The following is a 17,783-nucleotide window of genomic DNA, read 5'->3' as shown; positions in this document are numbered from 1 at the left end:
CTTGGAGGGGAAAGGCGCAGAGCAGTCACCTGCGTCCCGGCTGCGGCTGCAGTCCGCGGGGTCGACGGTCAATGGCCGCGGGCATAGGAACCCTGAGCGGTTGAGTCCCTCGGCATCATGTCGACTATTACAGTATGACCGTAATTGCATGAAGCCACAAGCCGACAAGCCGAACGAGATACAGATCCTGGCCGAAGCGCTGTGGACACGGCCTGGGACGATCGGCGCTGCGACCACGCCGCCGCTCATCTGCGCCCCCTGACCGCTTGCCGAGCCCCGAGGGCCGAATCGAGAGCGCGCGGAGGTCGCCGAAGGGTGCACGGGTAAATCCCCTGGGGCCTGTGCCATCAAGTGAATCCGGAGCTGTAGGGACACCGATGCGCCCGACTGGGAAGAAGGGGCCGTGGCGGGAAGTCGTGTGCCTGGCCGGCGAGGATCACGGTGCCGTCGCCCTGCCGAAGGACCAGAGACTGATGTCCTGGGGTGTGCCCGGGTGTCGGAATGATCCAGACGCCCGGCCAGATCTCGGTCTCGCCAGCGCTCACCGCCGCCATCTGGCACAACGACCACACCGGCCGGCCGGTCATGCCCCCGGCGGCCGGGGCGCACGAACCTGACTCCACTCACCAGGTCCCCTGGAATCAATCACCCAGGGAACCTGGAGGCGCTCTACCGGCGGACCGCCGAGATCAGTCCCCCGGGCTGCTCCTCGCGCTGCGGCGGGGTGCTGATCGGGCGGCCGTAGGCGGCAGCGCGCTCGCGCAGGGTGTGGCTGCCGGCCTCCCAGCCGTGCCCGGCCAGCCAGCCCACCGGGTCGTCGGGCATCTCCGAGACCCACATGGACGCCGCCGATCCCGGCACGGCGTCCACGCCGAAGCGCTCGATCACGCCGCGCGATCCCAACGTCAGCCCCATCCGACTGCCTGCCGCCGACTGCGCGCTGATCCGGGCCAGCAGCAGCTCCACCGCATCCTCGGGCAAATAGATCAGCAGTCCTTCGGCGATCCACACGGTCGGCATCGCCGGGTCGTGTCCTGCGGCGGCCAGCGCGCCGGGCCAGTCCTCACGCAGATCCACCGCGACGGTGACCCGCTCGCAGCGTGCGACGGCCCGCTCCTGGCGCAGCACCGAAGCCTTGAACTCCAGTGGGGCGGCGGTGTCGACCTCGAACAGCCGGGTGCCCTCGGGCCAGTCCATCCGGAAGGCTCTGCTGTCCATGCCGGCACCGAGCAGCACGACCTGCCGGACCCCGGACGCGGAGGCCTCCTGCAACAGGTCGTCGAGGAACTTCGTCCTGATGACGATGGAGAACGCCACGCCCATCCGGCGGCGTCGCGCGGCCTCGTCACCCGTCAGCGGCGGCGAGGAGGGCTCCAGGCCGCCGGCGGTGGCGAAGGCCTGTGCCAGTGGGTCGCGGAACAGCGCGTTCTCCCGCTCGCTCTCCAGCGCCCGCACCCTGGCCACCCCCACCGCCGTGGCCCACACTCCCGACGGCTGCACCCGCTCCTGCTCATCAGTCACCGCGCCAGCTTAGATGACCGATTCCAAGGGGCCTGATGAGTGGAGTCGGGTTCGTGCGCCCCGGCCGTCGGCCGCTCACTTGGTGATGGGCCGGCCGATGACCGGGTCGAACCTCAACAGTTAAATTAGCATCATAATATAAAGGGGCGGTGGGGCGTGTGCGGGCCCCCGCAACCGACCGCATGCGGCGGCACATTTCCGGCCGCCGCCGAGTCGACAACAAGACGACCCACACCAAGGGGCGTGAAGCCGCCCGACATGACACCCAACTGCCGACCGGACAGATGCCGACACCCCGGAGTCATCACATTATGTTCACAATACAATGTAGGGAGGGAGACCGCTGAGAGCGAGCAATCCCTCCGAGGAACGAAGGAGCGTGCAGTGCGATACGGGACAGAGCACAAGCAGGCGACCAGGCAGCGGATCATCAAGGCGGCCGGGCGCCGGTTCAAGCGGGACGGCATCGACAGCTCGGGCATCTCGGCGCTCATGAAGGACGCGGGGCTGACCAACGGCGCCTTCTACACCCACTTCACATCGAAGGACGACCTCGTGGCCACCGCGGTCGCCGATCAACTACACGCACAGAACGCGAACATCGTCGCGCAGGCGGCACCCGGCCGCGCCGGACTCGAGCAGATCGTGCGGTGGTACCTGTCCGCCCGGCACCGCGACAGCTCGGACGACGACTGCCCCTCCGCCGCCCTGCTCGACGAGATCCGGCGCTGCACAGACTCGACCAAGCAGGCTTACACGGACGGCGTACTGATGGTCATCGACGGCATCGCCGCCCGCCTGGCACCCGACGATCCGCTCTCGGCCCGAACCAAGTCACTCAGCGCCTACGCCATGATGGCGGGGACGCTGCAGCTCTCCCGCGCCCTCGCCGACAGGCGTCTCGCCGACGAACTCCTGGAGCAGGGCATCCACAACGCCCTCGCACTGCTGGGCGTCGAGCATGAGCACGCGAGGATCCCCAACTGAGTCACCCGTAGTACGCGCATCCACACCAGGAGGCCGCCCGGTTACCCCTGGGCGTCACACCACGCCAACCCCGAGACAGCGGGCCCACTTGCGGTCCGCCGCCTTACCTCATAACATTATGAACATACTTCAATGACTCTCACCCCCCACCCTCGCCCATCACCGAGAGCACCCAACCCTCGTCGACACCCAGGGTCGAGAGCCCCGCATCCCCCAAAACCCCTTGCATAAAAACCTAGATAGCATCACAAATCACCGCACAATAACCGGGGTAGCCCACCAGTACCAACAGCACCCCCGTTCGCCTGCGGACGAGACATGGAGACGACGATGAGGGCCTTCACGGTAGAGCGCTACGGCGACAAGGCCGGCGTGCGTGCCGGCGAAATTCCGGACCCGGAGGTGGGCGCGGACGACGTGCTGGTTTACATCCAGGCCGCGAGCATCAACCCGCTCGACCGCATGATCCGGGACGGCGAGATGAAGGCGATCCTGCCGTACAAGGTCCCCTTCGTCCTGGGCAACGACCTGGCCGGAATCGTCGTCGAAGTGGGTACAGCCGTCACGCGGTTCGCCGTGGGCGACGAGGTCTTCGCGCGGCCCGACAAGAACCGCATCGGCACCTTTGCCGAACTCATCGCGGTGCACCAGGACGACGTCGCGATCAAGCCGACCACCCTGACCATGGAGGAGGCGGCGTCCCTTCCCCTGGTCGCGCTGACCTCGTGGCAGGTACTGGTCGAACGGGCACGCATTCGGCCTGGTCAGAAGGTCCTCATCCACGCCGGTTCCGGCGGCCTGGGCACCATAGCCATCCAGCTGGCGAAGGAGTTGGGCGCGCACGTGGCGACCACCACGAGCACCGCCAACGTCGACCTGGTGAAGCGCCTGGGCGCGGACGTCGTCGTCGACTACAAGAAGCAGGCGTTCGAGACAGTGCTGCGCGACTATGACGTCGTCCTGGACTCGCTCGGCGGCGAGACGCTTCTGAAGTCCCTGGACGTGGTCAAGCCCGGCGGGAAGGTCATCAGTGTCGCGGGCCCTCCCGACGCCGCTTTGGGCAAGGAGCTGGGAGCCAATCCGGTCATCCGGCTGGTGATGTCCGCGCTGAGCTTCCGGGTCCGACGACGCGCGCGGCGCCGCAACGTGACGTACTCGTTCCTGTTCATGAAGGCCAGTGGGGACCAGCTGCGCGAGCTGACCCCGCTCATCGACGACGGCAAGATCCGACCCGTCGTCGACACCGTGTTCCCGTTCGAGTCGACCCGCGAAGCGCTGGAATACCTCGAGGCCGGGCACGCGAAGGCCGGCAAGGTCGTCATCAAGATGTCGTGAGCGAACAGTCCTGCCGGGCCGTCAAGTTCCCTCATTCAGCGCCCGAACAACACCGTCCGAGGCAGCGAAAAGCGCCCTGAAACCCGCTACAGAAGGACCTGACCATGAGTTCCCCGCGCAATTCCCCGTCCCCCTCGACGTCGTCGTACGAGAACGCGCCGACCCGCTCCGTGTCCGTTCACGGCGAGAAATTCGCCTACCGGGAACTCGGCCCCGAGGACGGCGTACCCCTGATCCTCCTGATTCACCTGGCCGGGGTCCTGGACAACTGGGACCCACGCGTCGTCGACGGACTCGCCGCGCGACGTCGGATCATCGCCTTCGACAATCGCGGGGTGGGCGGATCGAGCGGCTCCACACCGGACACGATCGAGTCGATGGCCCGCGACGCGGTGCTGTTCATCCGTGCCCTCGGATTCGACGAGGTCGATCTGTTCGGCCTGTCGATGGGCGGCTTCATCGCCCAGGTCATCGTGGCACAAGAACCGCACCTCGTTCGCAAGGTCATCCTCGCGGGCACGGGCCCCGCCGGGGGCCCCGGCATCGACAAGGTCCCCGCACTCAGCATCCAGGCCACGCTCAAGGGCGCCCTGACCCGCCAGGACCCCAAGCTCTCGCTCTTCTTCACGGAATCCGCAGACAGCCAGCGGGCCGGACGCGCCTTCCTTGAACGGCTGAAGGAGCGCACACACAACCGCGACAAAGACATCTCGCTGCCGTCGTTCCGTGCGCAGCTGAAGGCCATCAAGAAATGGGGCCGCCAGGTACCGTCAGACCTGTCGGGCATTCGCCAACCGGTCCTCGTGGCAAACGGCGAGAACGACCGGATGGTACCCAGCCAGAACACACGCGATCTGGCCGCACGCCTGCCCCGGGGCGAACTCGTTCCCCTCTACCCCGATGCTGGACACGGGGGAATCTTCCAGTGCCACGATGAATTCGTGCCAAGGGCGCTTGAATTCCTCGAGTCCTGAACGTGAGCGGCTGCCATGGGAACGAGTCCCCCACGGCGCCGAGCCAACACCCGCGCTCAGCAGCGCGATCCGCCCTCCGACAGGGTCACGCAAAGGCACCGCCCCTTCTCAGGGCGGTGCCTCGGCCATACCCAGCGGGCTCCACTACCAGGACGAGGGCTCGCGAGGCATCTCCCCGGATGAGCTCCGCGACCACCGTTCGGTGGTCGCGGCGCCTCGACGTACGTCAGAACATCGTGTTTTCGTTGGCGGAGGTCTCCGGCACGTCCTGCATGGCGTCCCGGTGCTCGACGAGCTTTCCGTCCTGGAAGCGGAAGATGTCGAAAACGGCCATCCCAGGGGTGCAGGGGACCAGGACGCCACTGGAGTGCAGCAGCAGGTCGCCCTCGGACAGGGCCCCCAACACGTTGTACTTGGCGTCCAGGAACTGCTGGCGCACGGCGGCGCCGAAGGCCTTCATGGCTTCGGGGCCGTCGGGGGCGAGTGGGTTGTGCTGGATGAAGTCCGGCCGCACATGGCTGTCGATGGCGGTCGTGTCGCCCCCGTCGAACACGGTCCTGAGGGCTTGGGCGGCGATCTACGCCTTCACTGTCCCTTCCACGGTCAGCACGATCTTGCCGGTGGTGCGGCCGGTCTCGCCCAGGGCGTGGGCCTTGGCGGCCTCGGCGAGCGGGAACGTCGCCTCGATGTGGGCGCGCAGGGCTCCGGTTTCGACGAGGTCGGCGATGGCCTGCATGCCGGCGCGGTCGGCCTCGACGAGGAGGGACTCGTAGCGGATGCCCCGCGCGGCGATGTCGGCCAGTTCGGCGGGGTCGATGGGGAACGGAAGGATCGAGACGAGGGTGCCGCCCGGGCGCAGGACGGCGAGGGAGCGGGCGCGGGCGGCGGTGTCCCGCGAGATCGAGTCGAGGACCACGTCGATGTCCTTGGCGGCCTCGGTGAAGTCGACCGAGTGGTAGTCGATGGCCTCGTCCACTCCGATCGAACGCAGGAAGTCGTGCTTGGCGGCACTGGCGGTGCCGATGACGTACGCGCCACGGGACTTGGCGATCTGGACGGCGAGATGGCCGACGCCGCCGGCGGCCGCGTGGATGAAGACGCGCTGCCCGGGCTGGATGTCGGCGGTGTCGACGAGTGCCTGGTAGGCGGTCAGGGCGGCGAGAGGGAGGGCGCCGGCCTGGACGTGGTCGATATCGGCGGGCTTGTGGACGAAGGCGCGGGCGGGAGCGGTCACGTACTCGGCGTGGGCGCCGACCCCGTGGGGGTAGGGCAGCATGCCGAAGACCTCGTCGCCCGGCTTGAACAGGGTGACGCCGGTGCCGACGGCCTCGACGACTCCGGAGACGTCCCAGCCCAGGATGAGGGGCAGGCCGTTGGCGGTCATGGGCTGGGCGCGGTTCCACCAGTCGGTCGGGTTGACGCCGGCCGCGCGGACGGCGATCAGGATCTCACTCAACCCCGGCTCGGGCCGGGGCAGTTCGACCTCCTTGAGCACCTCGGGGGAACCGTGGACGTCCTGGCGGATGGCACGCATCGTAGCGGTACTGGGATTCGTCATGCGTCCAGCCTCGCCGCTTGCCACTCCCCAGCACCATGGCTTGAATGCCAACTTTCAACGGGATCCTGCCATGACGCAGGTAGTCGATCCAGTGTCGGCCACACCCACTCTCGCCGCGTTCGGCGACTGCCGTCATATGTCGAGCGTGGCTACCGCCGCCACACGCTACAGTTGGCACGAATGTCAACTCTCGACGGGATCACGCCATGACACACCTTCACCGAGTCGTCGTTCTGGCCATCGACGGGGTGTACCCCTTCGAACTCGGCATGCCCAGCCGGGTCTTCGGAGCCGCAGGCGGGCGCTACGAGGTCCTCACCTGTACCGTCGACGGCCGCCCGGTACGCACCAACTCGGACTTCTCGATCACCGTCGAGCACGGCCCGGAGGCACTGCGCGCCGCCGACACCGTAGTCATCCCACCCTTCGCCTCCACCGCCGTGACCCGGGAAGTGCCGCAAGCCCTGACCCAGGCACTCACGTCCATGGCTGCGGGCAGCCGCCTCGTATCCATCTGCACCGGCGCCTTCGTTCTCGCCGCAGCGGGCCTCCTCGACGGTCGGCCGGCCACCACACACTGGATGACCGCGGACCTCTTCCGCGAATGGTTCCCTCAGGTCGCACTCGATCCGGACGCCCTGTTCATCGACGACGGGGACATCCTGACCTCAGCAGGCGCCGCCTCCGGGATCGACGTCTGCCTGCATCTCATCCGCAAGGACCACGGCAACGAAGTCGCCAACCAGGTGGCCCGCATGTGCATCGTCCCTCCATGGCGCGACGGAGGGCAGGCGCAGTACATCCAGCATCCGGCACCCGAAACCACCGCCACCGGAACGGCCACCGCCCGCCAGTGGGCCCTGGAGAACCTCCACGAGCCGATGGCCCTGGCGGACCTCGCCGAGCACTCCCACATGAGCCTGCGTACCTTCGCCCGCCGCTTCACCGAAGAGACGGGCATGAGCCCGGGACGCTGGCTGATCCAGCAGCGCGTCGACCGTGCGCGGCACCTCCTGGAAACCACCGATCTGCCCGTGGACGAGATCGCCGGCCAAGTCGGCTTCGCCGGCGGCACATCGCTGCGGGAACACCTGCATGCCGCCATCGGCGTCTCCCCGCTCGCCTACCGGCGCACCTTCCGAGGCGCCCTGTCCCCCACGCGCTGAGCACTCCTCAGCCACCCGCCAGAACCACTTGTCATCACCGAATCCCCCGCATTAAATTTCGATCATACGTTAAAGAATTGAGCAGGCCGAGAGGGCGACTGCTCGGCCGGTGGCGCTCGTGACGGATGCGTCCTCATGCTCGCCGAGGCAGCCCTCCCCAGCTCGTCACGGCGGATTGATCAACATCCGACGACCACTCAACCGTCGACAAGGCAATCGTCGCGGGGGTGTTCGGCAAGGAGAACCGCAGGCCAACAAGGCGGTCGGCTGCCACTGCCGGAACAGACCACAGCTCTCAGACCCGCCGGCAAGAAGGAGAAGCACGTCATGTGTACCTATCTGGCAGACAAGGCCGAGGACTTGTCCGTGGAAGGCGCTTCCGCAACGTTCACCTACCGACGGATGGGTCCACGGGGCGGCGTCCCCCTGGTCCTGGTGAACCGCTTCCGCGGGGAAAAGGCCTTCACGACCGAGGTGGCCAACTTCCTCGCCGCCTGAGGCAGGTGGCCGACCTCTGACATGGGATCAGGCAGCACTTCATGACGACCCTGCGAGGTGCCGCCTGATCCGAGCGGCGCTCGTCACCGCCAGGCGTCCCAGGGCCGGGAGCCGATACTGACCCCGGAGCGCCTCATGATGCTCGCCCACGCCCTTGTCGCCTTCACGAGCTGCCCAACCCGAGGGACCATGACGGAGATCATCCCTACGGTAGGAATCCGGGCATCGGCGAGCCACCCGGGCAGCCCCGGGATACCGCCGGTCACCCCATCAAACGCAGCCCGCTGTCGAAGTCGACGCGCGAGAGGTCGGCGCGCGAGACGATACCGAGCTTGGGGAACACGTTGGCCAGGTGATGACCCACCGTACGAGGACTGATCAGCAGCTGAGCCCCGATCTCCCGGTTGGTAAGCCCCTGCGCGGCCAGCCGTACGACTCTCAACTCCTGCGCCGTGAGGGTGGCTGAGGTGTCCCGGGCCGGTGCGGAGTCCCGGCGCGGTTGCTGCCCGGTCAGCTCCTGTTCGGCCCGGGTGCGGGCGAGCAGGGGCGCCGCGCCGAGTCGCTGGAAGGATTCCGCGGCTTCGGCCAGCTGTGTCCGGGCGTCGGTACGACGGCGGGACCGCCGCAGCCACTCGCCGTACAGCAGGCGCGTGCGGGCGTAGTTGAAGGGCCGCGACGCGGCTCCGGGGACTTCCAGCGCAAGCCGGAACTGCTTCTCCGCATCCGCCCCCGACGCCAGCAGGGCATGGACCATGTGCGTCGCGGAGATCGCCCACGCCGCGTTCGTCCGCTCGGCCCACCGCCGCAGCAACCGCGCCTGTTCCTCGGCCGTCGCCCGCTGCCCGGCCTGAACCGCGGCCTCGGCGGTGTCCGGCGCGGCGAGCACCGCGACGGTGGCGTTCGCCGCGTGGTGCCCGTGCTCGCTCAGCCGGACCAAACGGTCCAGCGCCTCCTCTGCCCGGCCGGCGAAGAGTGCCGACATGCCGAGGTTCCACTCCGCGCCGGCGCTGAAGACGCGCACCCCACGCGGCACCCATACCTCGATGAACCGGGCGGCGAAGTCCGCGACGGTCTCCTCATCGCCTCGCGCGGCTGCCAGCCATCCGAGACCGGCGCTGCACTGCGCCGCCAAGTGCTCGTCACCGGTTCCCTCGGCCACTTGGAGCCCCTCAACGGCGTTAGCCGTGGCCGAGGTCCAGGAGCCTTGCGCGATGTCGAGCGCCACGGTCTGGGCCAGCGCCTGGGTCAGGGCGGTGACCTGGTCCGTGTGCCGCAGCGTGTCGGTCTCACGGCGGAGCGCCTCCTGCAGGGCGGACTCGATGCCCCAGGCCACCGCCAGCGGTGCCGGTGGCATCAGGAGCCAGGAACTGCCGCTGAGCCGGGTGAGGATGTCGGCGTCGGGGGCCACGATCTGGTCGCGGTCATCGGCGCCGCGCCCCCGTTCCTCCGTCCACCATTCGCGCAGCAACGGCAGCAGATCGGCATTCGGGAAGTTCCCTTGCGGGAGCCGCCGCTCCAGCCGCTGGAGCGCCTCGCGCTGCAGGGCGTCATGACTGGCCGCCCATGCCGCCCGCAGCGCCATGCTGCCGAGCCTGAACGCCTGCCCGGGATCGGCCACCCGTTCCATGTCCCGGGTCAGCTGACGGCAGGCGGTTTCCAGATCGCCGTGCGCGAACTCGATCAGCCCGCGCAACCCCTCGCTGAGATCCGCGACCGTGGATGCGGAGGAAAGCCCTTCGGCCCGCTCCAGCATTCCCCGCGCCACGTCGACGTGGCCTGCCTCCCAGGCTGCCTTAGCTCCGTGAGCCAGTCGTCTGGCCGCGTCGTCCGTAGAGGGGGAAAGCTTCGCCGCACGCCGCAAGGCCCGGGCCGCCGTGGCACAGCCACCGCGCGCCCAGGACCGGTGGGCCGACTCTTCGAGCAGCCGGGCCACCTCCTCGTCGAGTCGGCCCACTGCTTCCGAAGCCGCGGCGAGGTGCCAGGGACGCAGCTCGTCGGCGTTCTCACCGGTCAGTACGGAGGCGAGCACATGATGAACGGCCTGGCGGTTCGCGGGCGGCGCCTCCTCATAGACGACCGCCTCCATCAACTGGTGGCGGAAGCAGATCCGCCCGTCCGAGCGCACGGTGAGCAGGCCCGAGTGCAGCGCCTCGTCCCACGCGAGTGCGTCGAGGCCGAGCACAAGTCCGGCCTGGAACAAGGTGTTTCGATCGCTACGGTCGTCGGCGGCGGCGAGAAGGAGCGCGGTGCGGGCAGGCGCGGACAACCTCTCGATCCGGGCGCGAAAGGCACGGCGCAGGCGTGGCCCGACGGCGATCTGCTCATCGGCAAGACGGTGTGTCGAGATGTCGCCGGGCCCCACGGACGTGGGCAGCTCCTGGAGCGCGAGGGGATTTCCGGCTGCCGCGCGGATCGTACGGCGGATCACCGCCTCGTCCGCGTGCGGAGCGACGGCACGGGCAAGGAGCCGGGCGTCCTCGTCGCCCAACTCCCGGACCTCCATGGCCGCCAGTTTCTCCCAGGGGCCCTCGACAGGATCGTCGTGTCCGGTGAGGAGCATGACCACAGGCTCGTTGCGCAGCCGGCGCGCGACGAAGGCCAGGCACCGTGCGGATGGCTCATCCAGCCATTGGGCGTCGTCGGCGACGATGAGCACCGGCCGTTCCCTGGCCAGCTCGCCGACGAGGGTCAGTACGGCCACACCGATCAGAAACCGGTCCGCCACGTCGCTGCTCATCCCGAGCGCCCCGTTCAGGGCCTTGGCCTGCGGCTCGGGGAGCGTACTGATCCGGTCCGTCACCGGCCACAGCAATTCGTGCAGCGCGGCGAACGTCAGCCCCGACTCCAGGCGAGTGCCCCCACATCGCAAGACAGTGAAGTCCGCAGCCGCGGACTCGGCCGTGTATTCCAGCAGGGCCGTCTTTCCGATGCCGGGGTCACCCCACAACACCATTGTTGCCCCGTCGCCCTGCCGAGCACCGTCAAGGATCCGGTCAAGGGCTGCCTGCTCCTGGCGCCGTCCGTATAGGTCCATTTGCTTGAAAGATTAAGGGGCTGCTGTCGCCCCGAGCCACTCCCGATACCCGCGTTCAACCAGATTTGACAGTTCCATGACCGATACGGTGACGGATCCACTGCCATCCCCTCATCAGTAGCGTCGGAACCGTGATCAGCGGTTTCGCGAAACTGCGCTACGCCGTCGGCCAGCCCACCGGAGGCATCAGCACGCTCCGCCATGCCCTTCCCGCCCGGGACTCCACCGGCCGGCCGACCGTCGACCGTGAAGCAACCACCGAGAGCTCAAAGCAACGGAAGCAAAGAGAAGTACGCCGCCCCCGTACACCGCGGCGCACGCCATCATCACTCCGGGCCTCAACGCGGTAGACGCCGAGGAGAGGAGTCGCCGCAGGCCCCAACTCCCGCGGCGACTGGACCGTCCGTGCCCTTCTCGTCCCCACCGCTCCCCACCACCCCCACACGGAGACTTGGCATGACCACCGTTCTCATCGTCGACGACCACGCCCTGCAGCGCTTCGGCTTCCGGATGCTTCTGGAACAGCACCCCGATCTGACCGTGGTGGGCGAGGCCGCCCACGGAGCCGAAGCGGTCCGCAAAGCCGCCGAACTGCGCCCCGACGTCGTGCTCATGGACGTACGAATGCCCGGCATGGACGGCATCGAGGCCACCCGCCGCATCGTCGAGTCCGGAGGCCACTCCCACGTCCTGGTCCTGACCACCTTCGACATCGACGAGCACGCGTACGACGCCCTGCGCGCCGGTGCCAGGGGGTTTCTGCTGAAGGACGCGCTGCCCGACGCACTCGTCGCCGGTATCCGGTCCGTGGCCGCCGGGGGCGTGGTCATCGCCCCCGGCCTGACTCGCGAGCTCACCGACGTCTTCTCCAACCGGCAGCCCGGCCGCGCCCCCGGCCAAAAGCGGCAGCTCGCCGTCCTGCCCCAGCGCGAACGCGAATCCCTGACCCAGCGCGAGCGCGAGGTACTGACCGCCATTGCCTCCGGCTGGAGCAACCTCGAGATCGGCGAGCGGTTGTCGTTGGCCGAATCCACCGTGAAGACCCACGTCAGCCACATCCTCGCCAAGATCGGCGCCCGCGACCGCGTCCAGGCCGTGATCTTCGCCTACGACACCGGACTGGTCAGACCGGCACGACCAGCACCGCCGCGCGCAGTGAGGGCCGGCCGCAGAGGTCCTGAGGTTCTGCCTGCAGCCGGCTGAGGTCCAGTCACGCGGGCATCCGCACTCAGCCTGCCGCCGACGAGGGCGGACCTCACCAGCTGTTCGGCCGCGACATCGCCCAGCAACTGTACGAACTGGTGGACCGGGTCGATGGCAACCCCGCAGTCCGTGCTGTCCTCTCCACAGGAGCGCATCCCGAGCGGTTGATCAGCCATGCCGACGTCCGCTGGCTGCAAGAAGGCGGCGCCGCAGGCCCCTCGGTCGGCAGACGCGGCCTGCGGCCTCCCTCAGGGCGGCATTCCGCCCGGCGCCCAGCCGTCGCGCCCGACCGACACCCGCACCTCGGCGAGGGCGACGCTGTCGGACGGTTTTCACAGCGCCGGTACCGGGAAGAGCAGGGACACTTTGGCGCCCGTTTCCCGTGCCGGCGCCGGGCTCATGGCCCGCACCGTGGTCCGGGTCCGGCCACCGGCGAAGACGAACACACGCAGCACCAGGAATCGTCCGACACCGGCGAGCCCGGCGGCGGTGAGGTAGACGACCTGCTCGTAGAGCACCCCGGCCGACGGCTGCACAAGGTGCAGGACGAGCACCGCGGTGGAGGTCACCGCGTAGGCGGCCGTGGCCGACCCCGCGGACTGCCAGTGCTGGCGCCATCCGGCATGCCCTGCCCCGAAGGTGAAGCGTGCGTGGAGCTCCGTACTGAGGAGAGTCGAGGCGACGGTGACCAGAGCATTCGCCACAGCCCAGGGCATCAGTCCGGCGAGCCCGGCCACGGCCGTGCTGGACGCGACCCCGACACCACCGCCGAACAGGACGAACCGGGCGAAGGAGGCGAGTGGACCGGGGGCCGGCGGGTTCCGTCGCACCGCGCCCCTAGCGGTGTCCGTCCGTTCCGCTCCCCGCGCCTCGTCCGCCGCCCCCGGCGTCGTCTTCGGCAGGACCAGCGACTTCATGGGAAGTCCCTTTCGGCTGAGAGAGTGGCTGTGCCTCTTTGGCCAGCGGGTTCGCAGGACGCTGGGCTCGCGTGCTCCCCGAGCTTTTACCTTACGACCATACGACAATAAGCAGGGGGTCGACCTGGGGGCAAGAGTCTGACCAGTTTAGAATTATGACCGTACTCACAAAAGTGGCGGGGGAAGCAGGCTCCCCACGGCGCACGCGCCCGATGCAAGGACCGCTCTCCAACCGTGAGGCCACCGACCCGGGTGGCCCGTGGCTTCCCGACCATGCCCCTCCGTGCAACCCGCACCGGCACGGGAACAGGGCTGTCGCCAAACCGCAAGGACTCGAGTGGCGCAGAGGAAGCGGCGGTCGAAGACCTGCCGTTCGTCGTGGAGTTCGGCCAGGACCGCAGCGGGGAGTCGGTCGAGGGCGGCGAGGTTGGGAAGACCTGGACGACGTCGGCCCGGCGTTTGGCCTCGCGGTTCAGCCGTGCCAGGGGGATGGTGGATCAGATCTTCTTTCAGTGCACGGGCGGGAAGTCCACGAACGCGGTGATATCTGTCGCGGCGTCCAGCAGCTGGCTTCGTAACCGAGAGCGGGGTTCTGGCACACATTCCGTGAGGACGATCGCGGCGTCCTGCCACGGTGATGTCGCGTCATCTGGGACCGTGGTGCGGTGTGATGACCCCATAGCGGGGCTGTTTCCGCACTTCAGCACAGTTCTGGTGGAGCGGGTGTTCACAGAGTGCAGTGTGGTGCACATCGTGCGAGAACCCTCGTTGGCACCGTTTCGTGCCCGGACTGTGAGCGTCCGTCGGCTCGTGTGCACAGCTGCTACGAGCGTCGGCTTGCCGACACCGCGGTCAGCGACCAGCCCGTGCTGATAAAGCTGACCGTACGGCGTTTGTACTGCAACAACGTCCTGTGTGGGCGCCGTACGTTCGTCGAGCAGGTCGCGGGACTGACGTTCCGGTACGGGAGACGAACGCCTGCTTCGCGCCGGGTCCTGGAAGCCGTGGCCGTCGCGCTCGCCGGCCGGGCGGGAGCCCGGCTGGCCGTAGCACTCCATAGTGCGGTCAGCCGAACGACGCTGCTGCGACTGCTCATGGCGCTTCCTGATCCCTACTGGGAAGCGCCCAAGGTGCTCGGGGTCGATGACTTCGCCACTCGCCGCGGGCAGCATTACGGGACCGTGCTCATCGACTGCGAGACCCGCAAACCGCTCGCCCTGCTGGCCGGACGGGACGCGGGGACGCTGGCCACATGGCTGCGTGAGCATCCCGGGATCGAGGTGATCTGCCGGGATCATGCCTGCTCCTACGCTGAAGGAGCCCGTATCGGGGCCCCGCAGGCAGTGCAGGTCGCTGACCGCTTTCACCTGTGGCAGAACCTCGGCACCGCGGTGGAGCAATGTGTGCGCCGGCACACCGGTTGTCTGCGGCCACCCGGCGCTGGCTCGGGTGACCTGGCGGACATTGAATCACCGTCCGCCAAGGAGATGTCGCCGATCGAAGCCCGTATCCGTGAACGTCACGCCATCGTCCACGCGCTCCTCCACCAGGGCCATGGCATCCGGGAGATCGCCCGCGAGTTACACATGGGTGGGAACACCGTCCGCCGGTGCGCCCGCGCGGCAACCCCTGAGGAGTTACTCGGCGGTCGGCGGCAGCCCCGGCCCAGCCAGCTAGACCCCTACAAGTCCCACCTGGACAAACGCTGGGCAGAAGGATTCACCAACGCGATCCAGCTCCATTCCGAGCTCCAGGACCTCGGCTGCCGCGGCAGCTACCAGATCATCAGCACTACCTGCGGCCACGGCGCCGACGCCGTATCCGCGTCGTCGGGCCCGCGCCGCCAGGGGTCCGACAAGTCACCGGTTGGATCATGCGTCACCCCGACCGGCTCTCGGAGAGTGAGGGCAAACAGCTGACCGAAGTCACTACCCGTTGCCCAGACCTCGCGGCGGCCCACCGTCTCGTCCGCAGCTTCGCTGCCATCCTCACCACCCGCACCGGCCAACATCTGAAGGACTGGGTTGTCAGCACGCGAGCCGAGGAACTTCCCGGCCTCCACTCTTTCGCCACCGGCCTGGAGAAGGACTGGGACGCCGTCGTCCAGGGCCTCACGACTCACTGGAACTCCGGTCCCGTCGAAGGCCGGGTCAACCACATCAAGATGGTCAAGCGCCAGATGTTCGGCCGCGCCAAGCTCCCGCTCCTCCGTAAATGGGTACTTCTCACCGCCGCCCGATGACTGTCCTACTCAGGCAGGACGAAGCCGTCGGAGTACGTAGTCCGACGGCCAGCAGAGGGCTCGAACAACCACGTTTGTGACGACGAAGTACCCCGGGCTCACCCAACCGTCCTCTTTGCTCACTATGCCCGGACCGTCCTCGCGGTAGTAACGACGCAACATGCGGCGGCGCATAGGAGTCCCAGATACGAAGAGGACTGGAGCGGCAGCGACTGCACCGACCGTCACGGCGAGCCGGACGGCCTGGACCCTGACGACGTTCTCTATCCGCATCGCTCCAGTCTGCCCAACAGAAGAGACTCGTCCACCGCTCTCACGGAATGTGTGCCAGAACCGAGAGCGGACATCACATGTCGGCGAGTTTGGGGCAGCACTTGTCGATCACAGAGCCCTGAAATGTCGATGAGAACTGACACCGCTGAGGGGCGATCCCTAGCTCGGCTTCCATGCAGTGAGTTGGAAGAGCCGGGCAGTGTGCATGTAGGGCGGTCGGGCGGTGGTGGCGAGTTCGAGGCGTTCGAGGTCTGCGTAGAAGTCCGGTTCGTGCTTGCGTGCGTCGTCGGTGATGTAGTCGCAGAAGCTGCGGATGCCGTAGTGGGCGATGTCTCGGCATCCGAGCTTCCGCAGTGTGGGGATGATCTCTTCGGCTGTGTGGAGTGTCAGCGCGGAGTTGAACATCTGCGTCCGAGCCTGATCGGTGTCGAGTGCGGCGAGCGCGGCCGCGGGGTCCATCTCCCGGACGGCGATGTTCAAGGGCGCCGAATGCCGGTTGATCGCCATGACGGAGACCAGACCCCCGGCCTTCAGCGGGGAGAGTGCCGAGGCGAGAGTGCCTGGGACGTCGTCCATGTATTGCAGGAGGTTATGGCAGAGCACGACATCGAATTCCCCGTCGGCGAGGTCGCGGGGCAGATCGGTCGCGTCGGCCTTAACGCAGCTGATCAGCTCGGTCACACCGTCTGCCATCGCTCGACCGGTGGCTGCCGCGAGCATGGCGGGCGCGTAGTCAACGATGGTGACATGGTGCCCGCGGGCCGCAAGACGGATGGCGTCTCCGCCGTCGCCGCCAGCGAGGTCGAGTATCCTCAGCGATTGGCCGCCCAGGTCGTCGAGGTGACGGAGCAGGTTTGCCTCAGCGATCGAGTAGCGCAGTCGGCCCCAGGGGGCGTCCTGCCACTCCTGCCAGGTGGTCATCGCGGTGTTGAACTTCTCAGGAGCTTCAGACATCTGGCGACGATAGCGGCCTGACGTCCTCAGCCGGCGTTGCGTTGTGCGGCGGCCCGGGCCTGGGTGAGGGCCAGGCGGTAGGAGTCGGTGCCGGTCTGGATGAGGTTGCCGCCGAAGGTGAGGCGGTCGACAATGGCCGCGCAGAGCTGGGGATCGGTGAAGGTCTTGGTCCAGCCGCTGAAACTCTCGTTCGAGGCTATGGCGACGCTGTTCTTCTCCTCACGCTCCGTCAGAATCTGGAACAGCGGCTCAGCGCCCCTGCGGTCCAGCTCCATATAGCCCAACTCGTCGACCTATGCGGATATCCGCATAGGTCGACCTATGCCGAGACCGCGACTATGCCGAAGGGTCGCAGGACGGCAGCTCACGTGCGGCGAGAAGTCCATGGACGGTTCCGAGTCCGCGTCTGGACTCTTCAGCGAGTTGATCAACGATGACGCTGCAACCGACCCAGGTCGCGCCGCAATCCTCAACCATGCCTTTGACGGTGACAGCCTGGTTTCCGGTCTCAATCCAGTCGTCGACCAGGACGACTCGGTCGCCCGGCCCCAGGGATGGCCGCTGGAGCCTCAGCGTGTGGCGAAGGCTCCGGTAGTCCGGGGCTGTCAGGCGTGTGACCTTGTCTCCCGGGAAAAGGTCGTCACCTTTCCTGACCGGGACAAACCCGACACCGAGCTCAACGGCTGCAGCGGCGCCCAGAAGGAACCCCCGGGACTCGATCCCGCAGATTGCGGTGACCTGCTCGTCTCGAAACGGGTCAACCAGGCCACGGACCACGGCTGCCAGCGCCTTGGCGTCGCGGAAGATCGCCCAAACGTCCGCGTGGCCGTTGATCCATCGGAAGTGCTCGAGTGCGAGACCGCGGGCGGTTGTGACCATGAACGGGAGTGTTCAGGTCGCCGCCGTGGAGGGCAAATCAATTGTTGGACCCCAAGCGTCTTGGCATAGTCACAGGCGGTCGAGGAACGTGAGGACGGGCCTTGACCTTTGGCCGGAGTGGTTGGCGCGTGTCCGTTCTTGGCTTGTCGCCGCCGAGGTTGCAGTCGTGGAGGTCGCTGCCGTGCCCTTGCTCTAGCTGGGTGCGGTTGGCCTGCGGCCTCAACGCATCTGGGGGTCTCCCG

At 67.7% G+C, this 17,783-nt stretch carries 15 protein-coding genes and 3 pseudogenes; 8 read left to right on the top strand and 10 right to left on the bottom strand.

Features of this window, described 5'->3' with window-relative positions; translation table 11 throughout:
- Positions 1-410 precede the first annotated feature (410 nt).
- A pseudogene (locus OG734_RS44995) lies at positions 411-539 on the bottom strand (N-acyl homoserine lactonase family protein); the annotation flags it as partial.
- A gap of 130 nt (positions 540-669) precedes the next feature.
- A complete protein-coding gene (locus tag OG734_RS44990) occupies positions 670-1,521 on the bottom strand; it encodes a class I SAM-dependent methyltransferase (RefSeq protein WP_330293153.1) in 852 nt (283 codons plus the stop codon).
- Between the two features lie 384 nt (positions 1,522-1,905).
- Here OG734_RS44990 and OG734_RS44985 point away from each other — a divergent pair, with 384 nt between their 5' ends.
- The 3 genes from OG734_RS44985 (at position 1,906) to OG734_RS44975 (ending at position 4,817) form a co-directional block, all read left to right on the top strand.
- Complete coding sequence (locus OG734_RS44985) at positions 1,906-2,508, top strand: TetR/AcrR family transcriptional regulator (RefSeq protein WP_330293152.1); 603 nt, start codon at positions 1,906-1,908, stop codon at positions 2,506-2,508.
- Between the two features lie 330 nt (positions 2,509-2,838).
- Positions 2,839-3,843, top strand: a complete 1,005-nt coding sequence (locus OG734_RS44980; protein WP_330293151.1) for an NADP-dependent oxidoreductase — start codon at positions 2,839-2,841, stop codon at positions 3,841-3,843.
- Between the two features lie 104 nt (positions 3,844-3,947).
- On the top strand, positions 3,948-4,817 hold the full coding sequence (locus tag OG734_RS44975) for an alpha/beta fold hydrolase (protein WP_330293150.1): 870 nt from the start codon (positions 3,948-3,950) through the stop codon (positions 4,815-4,817).
- Between the two features lie 226 nt (positions 4,818-5,043).
- Here the strand turns inward: OG734_RS44975 and OG734_RS44970 are convergent, their stop codons facing one another.
- Both OG734_RS44970 and OG734_RS44965 read right to left on the bottom strand, forming a co-directional pair.
- Entirely contained in the window at positions 5,044-5,394 is a 351-nt protein-coding gene (locus OG734_RS44970; RefSeq protein WP_330294018.1) for a nuclear transport factor 2 family protein, read from the bottom strand.
- Positions 5,395-6,351 carry an NADP-dependent oxidoreductase gene (locus OG734_RS44965; RefSeq protein WP_330294017.1) on the bottom strand — a complete coding sequence of 319 codons (957 nt, stop codon included), beginning with the start codon at positions 6,349-6,351 and terminating at the stop codon, positions 5,395-5,397.
- 230 nt (positions 6,352-6,581) lie between these two features.
- On the opposite strand from OG734_RS44965, the gene OG734_RS44960 reads away from it, so the two are divergent.
- Positions 6,582-7,541 carry a GlxA family transcriptional regulator gene (locus tag OG734_RS44960; RefSeq protein WP_330293149.1) on the top strand — a complete coding sequence of 320 codons (960 nt, stop codon included), beginning with the start codon at positions 6,582-6,584 and terminating at the stop codon, positions 7,539-7,541.
- Positions 7,542-7,868: 327 nt separating this feature from the next.
- Positions 7,869-8,039: a hypothetical protein gene (locus tag OG734_RS44955; RefSeq protein ID WP_330293148.1), complete on the top strand. Its 171-nt coding sequence runs from the start codon at positions 7,869-7,871 to the stop codon at positions 8,037-8,039.
- Between the two features lie 262 nt (positions 8,040-8,301).
- Here the strand turns inward: OG734_RS44955 and OG734_RS44950 are convergent, their stop codons facing one another.
- Positions 8,302-11,073, bottom strand: coding sequence for a helix-turn-helix transcriptional regulator (locus OG734_RS44950; RefSeq protein WP_330293147.1), 2,772 nt, complete (start codon positions 11,071-11,073; stop codon positions 8,302-8,304).
- A gap of 456 nt (positions 11,074-11,529) precedes the next feature.
- Here OG734_RS44950 and OG734_RS44945 point away from each other — a divergent pair, with 456 nt between their 5' ends.
- On the top strand, positions 11,530-12,276 hold the full coding sequence (locus OG734_RS44945) for a response regulator transcription factor (RefSeq protein WP_330293146.1): 747 nt from the start codon (positions 11,530-11,532) through the stop codon (positions 12,274-12,276).
- A gap of 332 nt (positions 12,277-12,608) precedes the next feature.
- Here OG734_RS44945 and OG734_RS44940 read toward each other — a convergent pair whose 3' ends face one another.
- Both OG734_RS44940 and OG734_RS48220 read right to left on the bottom strand, forming a co-directional pair.
- Positions 12,609-13,193, bottom strand: coding sequence for a hypothetical protein (locus OG734_RS44940; protein WP_330293145.1), 585 nt, complete (start codon positions 13,191-13,193; stop codon positions 12,609-12,611).
- Positions 13,194-13,538: 345 nt separating this feature from the next.
- Positions 13,539-13,762: pseudogene (locus tag OG734_RS48220) on the bottom strand (transposase); the annotation flags it as partial.
- A 165-nt stretch (positions 13,763-13,927) separates the two neighbouring features.
- Here OG734_RS48220 and OG734_RS44935 point away from each other — a divergent pair.
- Positions 13,928-15,112 carry an ISL3 family transposase gene (locus tag OG734_RS44935; protein WP_330293144.1) on the top strand — a complete coding sequence of 395 codons (1,185 nt, stop codon included), beginning with the start codon at positions 13,928-13,930 and terminating at the stop codon, positions 15,110-15,112.
- Positions 15,067-15,435: a transposase gene (locus OG734_RS44930; RefSeq protein ID WP_330293143.1), complete on the top strand. Its 369-nt coding sequence runs from the start codon at positions 15,067-15,069 to the stop codon at positions 15,433-15,435. Before OG734_RS44935 ends, OG734_RS44930 begins: the two co-directional genes overlap by 46 nt.
- 432 nt (positions 15,436-15,867) lie before the next feature.
- Here OG734_RS44930 and OG734_RS44925 read toward each other — a convergent pair whose 3' ends face one another.
- The 3 genes and pseudogenes from OG734_RS44925 to OG734_RS44915 all read right to left on the bottom strand — a co-directional run bounded on the left by OG734_RS44925 (position 15,868) and on the right by OG734_RS44915 (position 17,541).
- Positions 15,868-16,662 carry a class I SAM-dependent methyltransferase gene (locus tag OG734_RS44925; RefSeq protein ID WP_330293142.1) on the bottom strand — a complete coding sequence of 265 codons (795 nt, stop codon included), beginning with the start codon at positions 16,660-16,662 and terminating at the stop codon, positions 15,868-15,870.
- A 26-nt stretch (positions 16,663-16,688) separates the two neighbouring features.
- Positions 16,689-16,955: pseudogene (locus OG734_RS44920) on the bottom strand (ATP-binding protein); the annotation flags it as partial.
- Between the two features lie 43 nt (positions 16,956-16,998).
- Positions 16,999-17,541 (bottom strand): phosphoribosyltransferase family protein, encoded by a 543-nt coding sequence (locus OG734_RS44915; RefSeq protein ID WP_330293141.1) that lies wholly within the window; start codon positions 17,539-17,541, stop codon positions 16,999-17,001.
- Positions 17,542-17,783 lie beyond the last annotated feature (242 nt).

This window comes from Streptomyces sp. NBC_00576 (assembly GCF_036345175.1).
Classification (GTDB): domain Bacteria; phylum Actinomycetota; class Actinomycetes; order Streptomycetales; family Streptomycetaceae; genus Streptomyces.
This window is presented reverse-complemented; position numbering and strand designations above follow the sequence as displayed.

Bases quoted from the DNA above. Each gene is read 5' to 3' on its own strand.
- OG734_RS44940 (WP_330293145.1), bottom strand. From the start codon at position 13,193: ATGAAGTCGCTGGTCCTGCCGAAGACGACGCCGGGGGCGGCGGACGAG.
- OG734_RS44960 (WP_330293149.1), top strand. From the start codon at position 6,582: ATGACACACCTTCACCGAGTCGTCGTTCTGGCCATCGACGGGGTGTAC.
- OG734_RS44975 (WP_330293150.1), top strand. From the start codon at position 3,948: ATGAGTTCCCCGCGCAATTCCCCGTCCCCCTCGACGTCGTCGTACGAG.
- OG734_RS44950 (WP_330293147.1), bottom strand. From the start codon at position 11,073: ATGGACCTATACGGACGGCGCCAGGAGCAGGCAGCCCTTGACCGGATC.
- OG734_RS44945 (WP_330293146.1), top strand. From the start codon at position 11,530: ATGACCACCGTTCTCATCGTCGACGACCACGCCCTGCAGCGCTTCGGC.
- OG734_RS44980 (WP_330293151.1), top strand. From the start codon at position 2,839: ATGAGGGCCTTCACGGTAGAGCGCTACGGCGACAAGGCCGGCGTGCGT.
- OG734_RS44915 (WP_330293141.1), bottom strand. From the start codon at position 17,541: ATGGTCACAACCGCCCGCGGTCTCGCACTCGAGCACTTCCGATGGATC.
- OG734_RS44930 (WP_330293143.1), top strand. From the start codon at position 15,067: ATGCGTCACCCCGACCGGCTCTCGGAGAGTGAGGGCAAACAGCTGACC.
- OG734_RS44965 (WP_330294017.1), bottom strand. From the start codon at position 6,351: ATGCGTGCCATCCGCCAGGACGTCCACGGTTCCCCCGAGGTGCTCAAG.
- OG734_RS44925 (WP_330293142.1), bottom strand. From the start codon at position 16,662: ATGTCTGAAGCTCCTGAGAAGTTCAACACCGCGATGACCACCTGGCAG.
- OG734_RS44955 (WP_330293148.1), top strand. From the start codon at position 7,869: ATGTGTACCTATCTGGCAGACAAGGCCGAGGACTTGTCCGTGGAAGGC.